Raw genomic sequence first — 12,128 nt, 5'->3', positions numbered from 1 at the left:
TTACATTCCGAACCCGGAAGCTAAGCCTCACAGCGCCGATGGTACTGCAGGGGGGACCCTGTGGGAGAGTAGGACGCCGCCGAACAATCATTGTGAAGAACCCCCGTCCGGGATCCGGACGGGGGTTCTTTGCGTTTCCGGGGAATTCGGTGGACGGCCCTCTCCCCGGCTTGCCCCTGGATTGTCTCCCGGGCGGGTGTCCGTGCCTCCGGCGGCCGTGGAGGGGCGCCGGCGAAGGCCCCCAGGGTCTTCGGTGGGAATTCGGGGGGCTGGGAGACCGCGCTTCCGTCCGTGTTTTGGACGAGGCCCTGACGAGGCCCTGTGGCGGAAGCCGCTGGGAGTTCGCAGGCGGCACGGGGCACGGAAGGCCGGCACGGAAGGCCGGCAGGGACAGAAAGACAGAGCGTCCACGGCAGGAGAATGCCCCGCTACCGGCACGGGTAGCGGGGCATCTCGGGTTTCCGGCCTGAGTGGAAGGGCCGCTCAGAGGCGGCCTGCGGCCTTGAGGGCGAGGTAGGTGTCCGCGAGCGCGGGGGCGACGGAGGCGGGTGCGGCGTCGAGCACCGTGACGCCGGTGCGGGTGAGGCGGTCGGCGGTGAGACGGCGGTCGGCGCGGGTCTGCTCGGCCGCGGCGGCGCCGTAGACGGCCTCGACGGTGCCGCGGCCGGCGGCGAGCTCGTCGAGGTGCGGGTCGGCGACGGAGGCGAGCACGACCTCGTGGCGCTTGGTGAGCAGTGGGAGGAGGGGGAGGAGGCCGTCCTCCACGGGAGCCGCGTCGAGGCCGGTGAGGAGGACGATCAGCGAGCGGTGCGGCGCCATCTTCAGCGAGGTGGCGACCAGCGAACGCATGTCGGTCTCGTAGAGGGCGGGCTCCAGGACGGCCATCGCGCCGGTGAAGGCCGTGAGGATCTCGTTGGGGGACCGGCCCGCCACCGAGGCCCGCTTGCGGAGGTCGTGGGCGAGCAGGTCGACCCGGTCGCCGGCCTTGGTGGCCAGTGCGGTGAGCAGGAGCGCGGCGTCGAGGGAGGCGTCCAGGCGCGGGGCGTCGCCGACCCGGCCGGCGGAGGTGCGGCCGGTGTCGAGGACGATCAGGATGTGCCGGTCGCGCTCGGGGCGCCAGGTGCGGACGGCGACGGTCTGGCGGCGCGCGCTGGCGCGCCAGTCGATGGAGCGGATGTCGTCGCCGGGCAGGTACTCGCGCAGGGAGTCGAACTCGGTTCCCTGGCCACGGGTCAGGAGGGAGGTGCGACCGTCGAGTTCGCGCAGCCGGGCGAGCCGGGAGGGCAGGTGCTTGCGGCTGGCGAACGGGGGGAGGGCGCGGACCGTCCAGGGGACGAGGTGCGATCCCTGACGGCCGGCCAGGCCGAGCGGGCCGAGGGAGCGGACCGTCACCTTGTGGGCGTGGTGGTCACCGCGCCGGGTCGGAGTGAGGACGGTGGTGACCCGGCGCCGTTCGCGGCCCGGGACCCGCAGGGTGTGCCGGGAGGCGGCGATCTCGGTGCCCGGGCGCCAGGCGGACGGGGCCCAGGCGTCGCGGATCCTGGCGCGCAGGGGGCGGCCGGACGGGTTGGTGACGGTCAGTTCGACGGTGGCGGGTTCACCGAGCCGGACGGTGGTGGCGCCGCCCCGGGTGATCCGCAGGCTGCGGACGGGGGCGGCGAGCGCCAGGTCGACGACGACGGCGAGGAGGACCGTTCCGGTGACGGCGCCGATCCCGGCCCAGGAGGGCAGCAGCAGGCCCGTGACGAGGGCGCCGAGCGCGGCGAGCAGGGCGGTTCGCCCGGTGAGGGCCATGCGGTGCGTTCCTTCGTCGGGGCCGGGAGCGAGGCGGTCGGCGGGGTGCCGAGGGTCAGCGGGGGGCCGGGGTCTGGGCCAGGACCGCCTGGATGACGGAGTCGGCGGTGACGCCCTCCATCTCGGCCTCCGCCCGCAGGGCGACGCGGTGGCGCAGGGTGGGCAGCGCGAGGGCCTTGACGTCGTCGGGGGTGACGTAGTCGCGGCCGGCGAGCCAGGCCCAGGCGCGGGAGGCGCCGAGCAGGGCGGTGGCACCGCGGGGGGAGACGCCGATGGAGAGCGACGGCGACTGCCGGGTCGCCCGGCACAGGTCGACGATGTAGGCGAGGATCTCGGGTGCGACGGTCAGCGCGGCGATCTGCTCGCGGGCGGCGGCGATGTGCCCGGGGCCGGCGACCGGGCGGACACCGGCGGCGCCGAGGTCGCGCGGGTCGAAGCCGGAGGCGTGCCGGGCGAGCACCTGGAACTCCTGGTCCCGGTCGGGCAGCGGCAGGACCAGCTTGAGCAGGAAGCGGTCGAGCTGGGCCTCGGGCAGCGGGTAGGTGCCCTCGTACTCGACCGGGTTCTGGGTGGCGGCGACCAGGAACGGGACGGGCAGGGCACGCGGCTCGCCGTCGACGGTGACCTGGTGCTCCTCCATGGCCTCCAGCAGGGCCGCCTGGGTCTTCGGCGGGGTGCGGTTGATCTCGTCGGCGAGCAGCAGGTTGGTGAAGACCGGGCCGGCCTGGAAGGAGAACTCGGAGGTCCGGGCGTCGTAGATCAGGGAGCCTGTGACGTCGCCGGGCATCAGGTCGGGCGTGAACTGGATGCGCTTGGTCTCCAGGCTGAGCGCGGTGGAGAGGGTGCGGACCAGCAGGGTCTTCGCCACGCCGGGGACGCCTTCGAGCAGCACGTGGCCGCCGCAGAGCAGGGCGACGACCAGGCCGGTGACGGCGGCGTCCTGGCCGACCACGGCCTTGGCGATCTCGGCGCGCAGGGCGGTCAGCGCCTCGCGCGGGTCGCTGACCCGGGGGTCGTGCGAGGGGCCGGGGGTGGCGGGAGCCGGGCCGGGGGTGATGCGGAGCTGGGCGGTGGCCTGTTCGGTCACGGCTTCCGTACCTGCCTTTCGAGGGCGTCGAGGTCGTCGGCGAGCCGCAGCAGCGCGGCGTCGTCGGTCGGGGGCGGGCCGTACAGGAGGGCCCGTACGTCCCCGGCGGGCCGCTCGGGGAGGCGGTCGGCGACGGCCGCGCTGAGAGCGGTGGGGTCGGGTGCGCCGGCGACGGGCGGGACGCCCAGGGCCGGGGCGAGGCGGTGGGCGGCGGCGCGGCGCAGGGCGTCGGCGGCGCGGCCACGGGCCTTGGCGCGGCGGTAGAGGCGGGCACGGCCTTCGGTGGTCTCGGCGGCGCGGACCACGACGGGCAGGTTCTCGCTGACCACCGGGCCGAGCCGGCGGGCCCGCCAGAGGGCGGCGAGCAGGACGGCGACGGCGAGTTGGTAGCCGGCCCAGCGCCAGCCCTCGGGGATGTAGTCGTCGAAGGTCTTCAGCCCGCCGCCCTCGGCGACCGGGGCGGTGTAGTCGGGCAGGTGCCAGGTGAGGTGCGGCTCGGTTCCGAGGAGGCCGACGCCGAGGGCGGCGTTGCCGTCCTTCGTGAGCAGCTCGTTGGTGAGGAAGTCGCCGCTGCCGAGGACGACGACGTCGGAGTTCCGGCCGGTGGGGACGGCGACCAGCGGGTAGCCGTGGCCGCGCTCGTAGCAGCCCTCGCCGCGGCTGCCGGCGGTGTAGAGCAGGCCGCCGAGGTGCGCGGTCCCCGCCCGGACGGCCTCGGGGAGCGAGCACTGGGCGGCGGTGCTGCGGACGGAGGCGTAGGGGACGCCGCCGTTCTCGTCGGAGGTGCGGACGCCGGGGACGAGTGCGCTGAGCGCGGCGGGGCCGGGGGAGATCAGGATCAGCCGGGCGTGTCCGGCGGTGGCGACGGCGCGCAGCTGCTCGGGGCCGAGCAGGTCGGGCTCGGGCAGGACGAGGGTGCCCGCGTCGGCGGCGGGGACGGTGGGGTCGGCGGTGAGGTCGACCTTGAGCCCCTCGCGCTGGAGGAGGGCGACCACGGCGTGCCCGCCGGCGGGCTCGTAGGAGCGCGGGTCGAGCGGCGGGTAGCTGCGGTCCTGGTTGAGGGCGGCCAGGACGACGGCCGAGAGCAGCAGGAGTGCGGCGGTGAGCAGGTACCACCGGCCGCGCCGCCAGAGGCCGTGGCCCGTGGGGGCGAGGCTGGTGGCGGCGAGGGCGGTGGCGGGCTCCGGCTCGGAGGACGGGGCGGGTTCGGGCGTCGGCGCGGCGGGGGCGGCGCTGGTCATGCGGGTCCTCCGGCGGCCGGGGCGAGGACCGGGCGGGCGCGCTCCAGGGTCCGGTCGAGGTCGCGCAGCAGCTGGTAGGCGGCCTGGTCGGCGGTGCGGTCGCCGTAGGCGATGTCGTCGAAGGTGCGGGCGGCCGCGGTGAGTGCCGCGGCGTGCTCGGGCAGGGTGCGTCCGGCCTCGGCGGCGGCCTCGTCGGCGGTGCGGCCGGGGCGGGTGTCGAGCAGGGTGCGCTCCTCCAGGCCGCGGACCAGGGCGCGCATCTGTTCGCGGACGGCCTCGGTCCACTGGCCGGCGGCGGCATGACGCTCGGCGTCGGCCCGGTGCTGGGCCGAGGTGCGGGGACCGACGGCGCCGAAGACGCCGAGGGTGGTCCGGGCGGCCCGCCGGGGGGCGCCGAGGCGCCACCAGAGGGCGGCGGCGATCAGGACGGCGATCACCGTGAAGAGGATCAGGCCGGTGGTGCCGGTGGTGCCGTCGCCGGCGATGGCCCCGAGGGCTTCGTCGATCCGGTCCATGATCCAGCCGATGACCCGTTCCTGGAGGCTCGGGTCGTGCCGGTGGTAGTCGGCCTTGAGCAGTTCGTCGCGTGCGGCGTCGCGGGCGGCGTCGCGCGGGGTCGTGACCGGGGCGCCACCCGCGGCCAGGACCCTCTCCCCCCAGTGCGGCATCGGGCTCAGAGCCTCGCGGCGGGGTTCGGGCCGGCCTGTCCGCCCCAGCCGGTGCCGCCGTACTCGGGCAGGCCGGCGGCGCGGGCGAGCTCGATGTCCAGGGCCTCGCGGCGGATCCGCTGGTCGACGTAGAGGAGCACGCCGATGGTGGCGGTGAACGGGAGCGTGATGGTGGCGGAGATGACGCCGCCGATCGCCATGGTGACCAGCATCGCGGTGGGCAGGGCGCCGGAGTCCCCGGCGTCGGCCTGGCGGGCGATGTCGTCGAAGCCGAGGACCAGGCCGGCGATCATGAACGGGGTGCTGATCACGCCCGCGACGAAGGCCGCGATGATCTGGCTGAGCACGTTGATGCCGCAGATCCGCCACCAGGAGCCGCGGACCAGGCGGCGGGAGCGGGAGAGGGCGGTGAACACGCCCTGCTTCTCCAGCATCAGGGCGGGGGCGGCCAGACTGAGCTGGATCCAGAGCCAGAACGCGACCGGGATGCTGAGCAGGCCGACGACGACGAGCGGGATCACGATCGCCGGTTCGTCCGCGCCGGCCAGCAGGTAGCCGATCAGCGGGGTGAACCCGAGCAGCATGACCCCGACGCCGACCAGGCCGGTGAGCAGGGTGAGGCCGGTGAGCTGGAGCAGTCGCGGCCGGGCGTCGCGCCAGGCGTCCCGGACGGTCACGGACTGTCCGAGGATGGCGCGGCTGACGACCATGGTGAGCAGGGCCGCGGCCACGACGCCGAGCAGCAGCGTGACCGGCATGCTGGCCAGGGTGGTGATCACCGGGGTGAACTCGCCGGTGTCGCCCTTGATGGCGAGCTGCGCGCCGAGCGTGGCGCCCTGCTGGACGACCGCCACGCCGAGCGAGAGGCCGAGGGTGGTGCGCCAGTGCTTGCGGACGGTCGAGACGGCGCCGTCGAGGATCTCGCCGAGGCCGAGCGGGCGGAGCGGGATGATGCCGGGCTTGGGGCTCTGCGGGACGCCCCAGCCGTACTGGCCGCCGGGACCTCCGCCGTACGGGCCGGGCTGCCCGTACCCGACCGGCTGCCCGCCGTACGGGGGCTGCGGGGCTCCGGGGGCGGTGCCCCAGGCGGGCGGCGCGTCGTGGGGCGGTGCCGACTGGCCGGGCACGGAGGGCACGTCGGCCGTGGGCCGGGTGCCGTCGCGGGGCGGCTCGGGCGAGCCGGGCGAGGCCCAGCCCGGAGTGTCGGTCATCACTGCTCCTCGGAGGGCGTCAGGGTTCGCGGCACCGGGTGGATCTTCACGCGGGCGCAGCGCCCATCGTGTCATGGTGGCCGTACGTCCCCCAGGGGGATCCGGTTGCTGAACGGCAACGGCACGGCTGCGGACGGTTCGTGGGCTCTCCCCGGGACCGTGGGGGTGGAGGGGTGCAGACCTTTCGCCCGGTATGGCCTGAATTCGCCTGGTCGCCAGTTGGCCGTTCTGGAGCAAAGGGACTGCTGTGCGGCAGGTCACAATCCGGTAATGAGAAGATGGACGCATGAAGGGACGCGTCCTCGTCGTTGATGACGACTCCGCACTGGCCGAGATGCTCGGCATCGTGCTGCGGGGTGAGGGTTTTGAGCCGTTTTTCGTCGCAGATGGGGACAGGGCGCTGGCAGCGTTCAGGGAGACCAAGCCCGACCTGGTCCTCCTCGACCTGATGCTTCCGGGTCGGGACGGCATTGACGTCTGCCGGCAGATCCGGGCCGAGTCGGGCATTCCGATCGTCATGCTGACCGCCAAGACCGACACGGTGGACGTCGTGGTGGGCCTGGAATCGGGCGCCGACGACTACGTCACCAAGCCGTTCAAGCCCAAGGAACTGGTGGCCCGGGTCCGTGCCCGGCTGCGCCGTGCCGAGGATCCGACCCCGGAGCAGCTGACCATCGGCGATCTGGTGATCGACGTGGCCGGCCACTCCGTGAAGCGGGACGGGCGGGGCATCCCGCTGACCCCGCTGGAGTTCGACCTGCTGGTCGCGCTGGCCCGCAAGCCGTGGCAGGTGTTCACCCGGGAGGTGCTGCTGGAGCAGGTCTGGGGCTACCGGCACGCGGCGGACACCCGGCTGGTGAACGTTCACGTCCAGCGCCTGCGGTCCAAGATCGAGAAGGACCCCGAGCGCCCCGAGATCGTGGTGACCGTCCGTGGCGTCGGCTACAAGGCCGGGCCCAGCTGACGTGATGTACCAGGCTGACGAGACCCCGTCGGGTTCCGCGACCGGCGGGGCCGACGCCGTGCGCGGGGACGTGCTGAGCTCGACCGTGCGCAGCCGCAGGCGGCGTGCTCCGGCGGCCCTGATCGCGCTGCTCACCCGTCAGCTGCGCCGGCCCGTGCACCGGGTGGCGGCGCTGTACCGGCGTTCGATCCAGCTGCGGGTGGTGGCGGCGACCCTGCTGCTGTCGGTCGTGGTGGTGCTGGTGCTGGGCGTCGTGGTGGTGGCCCAGGTCCGCACCGGACTGCTGGACACCAAGCGGGCCTCGGCCCGGGACCAGGCGCTCTCCGGCTTCCAGAGCGAGCTCAAGAAGATCGACGAGGCGAAGGACCTGCGGCTGAAGGTCGGCGCGACGACCGACCCGAGCACGGAGGAGATAGGCACCTGGCTGCTCAAGCAGGTCGGTGACCTGGCCGCCAGCGGGCAGAGCGTCTACACCGTGATCGCGATGCTGCCGGGGACCACCCAGACGATCGCACCGGACAAGACCGGGCTGGGCCCGCGCTACTCGGGGGACATCCTGCCGAGCAGCATCCCGGAGAGCCTGCGGGCCAAGGTGGGGCAGGAGGCGGGCCAGAGCTTCAGCCAGCCGACCGTGATCCACCGCTCCGCCGAGAGCCACAACCGGACCGAACCCGGCCTGGTCTTCGGCATGCAGTTCGTCGGCCCCAGCGACAAGAGCTACCAGCTCTACTACGTCTTCTCCTTCGGCCAGGAGACCAAGACCCTCGGTCTGGTCACCGGCACCCTGGCGACCGCCGGCATCTTCGTGGTGATCATGATGGGCGGCATCGCCTGGCTGGTGGTGCGCCAGGTGGTCACACCGGTCCGGATGGCCGCCGGGATCTCCGAGCGGCTGGCCGCCGGACACCTGGAAGAGCGGATGAAGGTCACCGGGACGGACGACATCGCCCGGCTCGGCGAGTCCTTCAACCGGATGGCCAACGCCCTGCAGGCGCAGATCCGCCAGCTGGAGGAGCTCTCCCGGGTGCAGCGGCGCTTCGTGTCGGACGTCTCGCACGAACTGCGCACCCCGTTGACCACCGTCCGGATGGCCGCCGACCTGATCTACGACAGCCGTGAGGACCTGGACCCGATGGCGGCCCGGTCGGCCGAGCTGCTCCAGGGCCAGCTGGACCGCTTCGAATCCCTGCTCGCCGACCTGCTGGAGATCAGCCGCTTCGACGCCGGCGCCGCCGTCCTGGACGCCGAGCCGGTCGACCTGCGCGAGATCGTCGGCCGGGTGGTCGAGGCCGCCGACCCGCTGGCGCAGGCCAAGGGCAGCGCCGTGGTGATCCGCGGCGACGGCGAGCCGGTGCTGGCCGAGGTCGACTCCCGTCGGATCGAGCGCATCCTGCGCAACCTGGTGGTCAACGCGCTGGAGCACGGCGAGGGCCGGGACGTCGTGGTCCGGCTGGGCTCGCAGGACGGCGCGGTCGCCGTCGGCGTCCGCGACTACGGCATCGGGCTCAAGCCCGGCGAGGCGTCCCGGGTGTTCCACCGCTTCTGGCGGGCCGATCCCTCCCGGGTGCGGACCACCGGCGGTACGGGCCTCGGCCTGTCCATCGCCGTCGAGGACGCGCACCTGCACGGCGGCTGGCTGCAGGCCTGGGGCGAGCCCGGCGGTGGCTCGCACTTCCGGCTCACGCTGCCGCGCACCCGCGGCGGGGAGATCAGCCGGGCTCCGTTCCGGCTCGAACCGGAGGACTCGCGCAACAACCGCGGCCTCGGCACCTACGGGACGCCGTACCGGCGGGCGATCCGTCCGGCCGGCGCCACCGCGCTGACCGCGACGGACGAGCAGGCCGACCCGGAGACCCCGGAGACCTCCGGGAACGCCTTCGGCGGCAACCTGGGCAGCGGCCTGGGCGGTGTGCTCGGCATCGGGCCGGGACTGGGACGCCGGGCGCCCGAGGGGCCGCGCGCCGATCCGTCGGACGTGCGCCCGGTCGGGGCCGGATACGGTGCGACAGGTGCGCAGGTCATGGTGGACCCGACGCCGGGCCGGCCGTCGGTGGCGCAGCGGACGGCGGGTCCGGACGCACCGGACGGGGTGGACGCGGTGGACGGCACCGGTGGAACGGACACGGAGGGGACGCAGCGTGCGAAGGACCAGCGGCAGGACTGAGCCGCGGCTGGCCGCAGTGGTCGGCGCGGTGGTCGGCGCCGTGCTGGCGGCCGGCTGCGCGGGGATGCCGGACTCCGGGGGCATCACCAAGGTCGAGCTGTCCCAGGGGTCGGCGGACAAGAACCTCCAGGTCAGGGTCTTCCCGGTGGAGCCCACCAAGGGCGCCAAGCCGCAGGAGCTGCTGACCGGCTTCCTGGACGCGCTGACCGCCGACGACAGTTACGACACCGCGCGGCAGTACCTGACGGCGGCCGCCAGTGCGAGCTGGAGGCCGGAGGCCGGCATCAAGGTGCTCGCGGCCAATCCGGGCCACCCCACCGTGACCGTGACCGACGCCGACACCGAGAAACCCATCAAGGTCTCCGGGCAGCTGGTCTCCCAGATCGACGACCGGCACTCGTTCTCGCTGGAGCCGGTGGCGGTCCTGACCTCGTTCGACTTCACCTTCCTCCGGGAGAAGTCGGGGGAGTGGCGGATCGACCAGCTGCCGGACGGGGTGATCATCAACGAGAGCAACTTCCGCAACAACTACCGGCAGGTGGACCGCTTCTTCTACGCGGCGCCGGACCCCTCCGCGCCCACCGCCGCGTCGGCGACCAGCCGGGACGTGCTGATCGCCGACCCGATCTACCTGCGGCGCCGAATAGACCCGCTCACCGAGGCCGCGAAGGCCGTCGTCGCGGGGCCCTCGCTCTGGCTCGCGCCGGTCTCGCGGTCGGCCTTCCCGGCGGGCACGGTCGTCGACGGCGTCGCCGTCGACGAGAGCCGCACCGCGCACGTCACGCTCGGCGAGGTGGACCTGGGCGCCGCGACCGCCTGCCGGCGGATGGCCACCCAGCTCCTCTACACCCTCGCCGACCAGGGCAAGGGGCAGGTCGAACGGCTGGACCTCAAGGGCCGGCACGGCGGGCCGGGCTGCCAGGCGAGCAAGGGCGACGAGCCGGAGACCGGCCCCGGATCGCTGGCCGGCACGATGGCGAGCCGGCAGTTCTACCAGCGCGCCGAGGACGGCGTGCTGTACGAGACGCACGGTGACACCGCCAGCGAGCCGGTGCACGGCCCGCTGGGCAAGCCGCAGCCGAGCGGCCGGCCGCTCGGCGCGATCGCGGTGGCGCGGGACGGCGAGCGCGCCGCGGCGCTCAGCGCCGACGGCCACCAGCTCTACACGGTGCCGCTCTCGGAGGCCACGTCGGCGATGCCGCAGGCGGTGCTCACCACCGCGGCGCGGGCGGGCGCCAGGGCCGACGACGGGCTGACCTCGCCCACCTGGGACGGCCGCGGCGACCTCTTCGTGGTGGACCGCGACCCGCAGGGCCAGCGGGTGCTGATGGTGCGCGACAAGCAGGTCGTCCCGGTGGCCGTGGACGACCTGGGCGGACGGTCCCTGCAGGCCGTCAAGGTCTCGTCGGACGGCGTCCGGATCGCCCTGCTGGTCAAGGACGGGAAGGACCCCAAGGACGGGAAGGACGGCAGGGACCAGAAGCTCTGGCTGGGCCTGGTCGTCCACGGCGGGACCAAGGAGGCCCCGACCGTGCGGATCACCGGTCTGCGGCCGGCCAATCCGGTGCTGACGGAGGTCACCTCGGTCTCCTGGGCGGAGGCGGACCAGCTGCTGGTGCTCGGCAAGGAGAAGGACCGGCTGCAGCAGCTGCACTACATCAGCACCGACGGGTCGCAGAGCGCGGACGCGCGGCTTCAGGGCGGCGAGGGCATGGCCACGGTGGAGGCGTCCGAGTCGCGCGGGGGCAACCAGTCGCCGCCGCCGACGCTGGCCCTGCAGGGGACGGACGGCAAGCTCTACCGGCTGGTCAACAACCAGTGGCGTGAGCTGGTACTGCCCTACCGGGCGGCCTCCTTCATCTACCCGGGCTGAGCCGGGCCGAGTCGGGCTGAGCCGGGCCGGGGCCGACGGAGGCCGCCGGGGACGGGGCCGTCAGGGCTGGGCCGCGTCCGGCGCGGCGCGGGACGGCCGCCGCGACGGTGGCGGCAGCGCCGGGTGGCAGGCCTGCGGCGGCCAGGGCCCTGGCCGCTTCGGCGAGGCTGGCACCGGTGGTCACCAGGTCGTCCACCAGGACCGGCAGGCGGCCCGCGAGCCGTCGGGGAGCGCCGGGCAGGACGGTGAGCGCGCCGTGCAGGTTGCGCCGCCGCTCGGCGGCGGAGAGCCCGGTCTGGTCGGCGACCGGACGGGCGTGCCGGAGCAGCGGCGCAGCCCGGGCGTCCAGGCCCGTCCGGCGCAGCGCCCGGGCGGCGGAACCGGCCAGCCGCAGCGTCGGATCGTGCCCCCGGGCGCGGACGGCGGCACGGGCGGAGGGCACCGGGACGAGCAGCAGCGCGGCGTGGCCGGCGTCCGGGCCGAGCGAGGAGCGCACCGCCCGGGCGAGGGCGTCGCCGAGCGGGCCGGCGAGTCGGAGCGCACCGCGTTCCTTGTGGGCGAGCAGCAGCCCGCGGACCGGGTCGGCGTACGGCGCGGCGGCGTGCACACGGGGAAGGGCCGTGGCGGGCCCGGGGCGGGTCGTGGCCAGCACGTGCCGGCAGCCCGGGCAGAGGTGCCCCCGGACGGCGTCGCAGCCCGCGCAGCGGGCAGGGAGCAGGACGTCCAGCAGCCCGCCGAGTGCGTGGGCGAACGACCTGCGGACGGCCTGGTGAAGGGTCGGGGTGAGGGTGGTCGACACGGTGCTCCTCGCGGTGGCAGGCACGGAGAGTGAGCAAAGAATGCGCCGTACGGGGGGTGTTGTCCAGGTATTTACCTGTGTTTCACTCCTGGGAGGGTAGACAGGGGGCAGCAGCTTGACCGCCAGCCCATAACACCCGCCATACCCACTGTCCCCGCTGCGGAGGCGAAAACCCCGTGTGAGGTGTTCGATAAGGCTCCAGGGGGTTTCAAGCGTCCCTGGTGGGGAGGAAGTGAGATGAGGGCCAGTCGTTCCCGCCGTTGCCGGCGGAGCGGAGGGCCGGCAGAGGATTGGCTGGTCCGGCTGGGTCTCAGCCCGATCCGGTAG

The 12,128-nt window shown here is 74.3% G+C and carries 9 protein-coding genes and 1 rRNA gene; 4 read left to right on the top strand and 6 right to left on the bottom strand.

All coding sequences use genetic code 11. The features are described 5' to 3' along the window. Positions 1 to 85 (top strand): 5S ribosomal RNA (rrf, locus tag PUR56_RS39635); the annotation flags it as partial. A 398-nt stretch (positions 86 to 483) separates the two neighbouring features. Here rrf and PUR56_RS39630 read toward each other — a convergent pair. From PUR56_RS39630 to PUR56_RS39610, 5 genes are all read right to left on the bottom strand, one after another. After that, positions 484 to 1,794: a DUF58 domain-containing protein gene (locus tag PUR56_RS39630; RefSeq protein ID WP_329952527.1), complete on the bottom strand. Its 1,311-nt coding sequence runs from the start codon at positions 1,792 to 1,794 to the stop codon at positions 484 to 486. Between the two features lie 55 nt (positions 1,795 to 1,849). Further along, positions 1,850 to 2,779: an AAA family ATPase gene (locus PUR56_RS39625; protein ID WP_329883742.1), complete on the bottom strand. Its 930-nt coding sequence runs from the start codon at positions 2,777 to 2,779 to the stop codon at positions 1,850 to 1,852. Positions 2,780 to 2,877: 98 nt separating this feature from the next. Continuing rightward, the gene (locus PUR56_RS39620; RefSeq protein ID WP_329952526.1) at positions 2,878 to 4,122 is read right to left on the bottom strand and encodes a DUF4350 domain-containing protein; all 1,245 of its coding nucleotides are present in this window, start codon (positions 4,120 to 4,122) and stop codon (positions 2,878 to 2,880) included. Beyond that, the gene (locus PUR56_RS39615; protein ID WP_329952525.1) at positions 4,119 to 4,790 is read right to left on the bottom strand and encodes a DUF4129 domain-containing protein; all 672 of its coding nucleotides are present in this window, start codon (positions 4,788 to 4,790) and stop codon (positions 4,119 to 4,121) included. Before PUR56_RS39615 ends, PUR56_RS39620 begins: the two co-directional genes overlap by 4 nt. Before the next feature lie 5 nt (positions 4,791 to 4,795). After that, complete coding sequence (locus PUR56_RS39610; protein WP_329952524.1) at positions 4,796 to 6,001, bottom strand: hypothetical protein; 1,206 nt, start codon at positions 5,999 to 6,001, stop codon at positions 4,796 to 4,798. A gap of 286 nt (positions 6,002 to 6,287) precedes the next feature. Between PUR56_RS39610 and mtrA the strand changes: the two genes are divergently transcribed. The 3 genes from mtrA to PUR56_RS39595 are packed head-to-tail and all read left to right on the top strand — an operon-like array spanning position 6,288 to position 11,002. Then, positions 6,288 to 6,965 carry an MtrAB system response regulator MtrA gene (gene mtrA, locus PUR56_RS39605; protein WP_320441904.1) on the top strand — a complete coding sequence of 226 codons (678 nt, stop codon included), beginning with the start codon at positions 6,288 to 6,290 and terminating at the stop codon, positions 6,963 to 6,965. Positions 6,966 to 6,969: 4 nt separating this feature from the next. Further along, entirely contained in the window at positions 6,970 to 9,129 is a 2,160-nt protein-coding gene (gene mtrB / locus PUR56_RS39600) for an MtrAB system histidine kinase MtrB (RefSeq protein ID WP_329952523.1), read from the top strand. Beyond that, positions 9,104 to 11,002: an LpqB family beta-propeller domain-containing protein gene (locus PUR56_RS39595; RefSeq protein ID WP_329952522.1), complete on the top strand. Its 1,899-nt coding sequence runs from the start codon at positions 9,104 to 9,106 to the stop codon at positions 11,000 to 11,002. Before mtrB ends, PUR56_RS39595 begins: the two co-directional genes overlap by 26 nt. Here PUR56_RS39595 and PUR56_RS39590 read toward each other — a convergent pair. Beyond that, complete coding sequence (locus PUR56_RS39590) at positions 10,986 to 11,720, bottom strand: ComF family protein (protein ID WP_380363035.1); 735 nt, start codon at positions 11,718 to 11,720, stop codon at positions 10,986 to 10,988. The two genes, PUR56_RS39595 and PUR56_RS39590, sit on opposite strands and share 17 nt — an antisense overlap. Positions 11,721 to 12,128 lie beyond the last annotated feature (408 nt).

The organism is Streptomyces sp. BE303, assembly GCF_036290945.1.
In the GTDB taxonomy this organism is placed as follows: Bacteria; Actinomycetota; Actinomycetes; order Streptomycetales; family Streptomycetaceae; genus Kitasatospora.
Note: the sequence above shows the minus strand (reverse complement) of the source record. Positions and strands in the feature narration are given on the sequence as shown.

Excerpts from the sequence above, each read along its gene's own strand:
- PUR56_RS39630 (WP_329952527.1), bottom strand. The coding sequence starts at position 1,794 with ATGGCCCTCACCGGGCGAACCGCCCTGCTCGCCGCGCTCGGCGCCCTC.
- PUR56_RS39615 (WP_329952525.1), bottom strand. The coding sequence starts at position 4,790 with ATGCCGCACTGGGGGGAGAGGGTCCTGGCCGCGGGTGGCGCCCCGGTC.
- mtrA (WP_320441904.1), top strand. The coding sequence starts at position 6,288 with ATGAAGGGACGCGTCCTCGTCGTTGATGACGACTCCGCACTGGCCGAG.
- PUR56_RS39610 (WP_329952524.1), bottom strand. The coding sequence starts at position 6,001 with ATGACCGACACTCCGGGCTGGGCCTCGCCCGGCTCGCCCGAGCCGCCC.
- mtrB (WP_329952523.1), top strand. The coding sequence starts at position 6,970 with ATGTACCAGGCTGACGAGACCCCGTCGGGTTCCGCGACCGGCGGGGCC.
- PUR56_RS39620 (WP_329952526.1), bottom strand. The coding sequence starts at position 4,122 with ATGACCAGCGCCGCCCCCGCCGCGCCGACGCCCGAACCCGCCCCGTCC.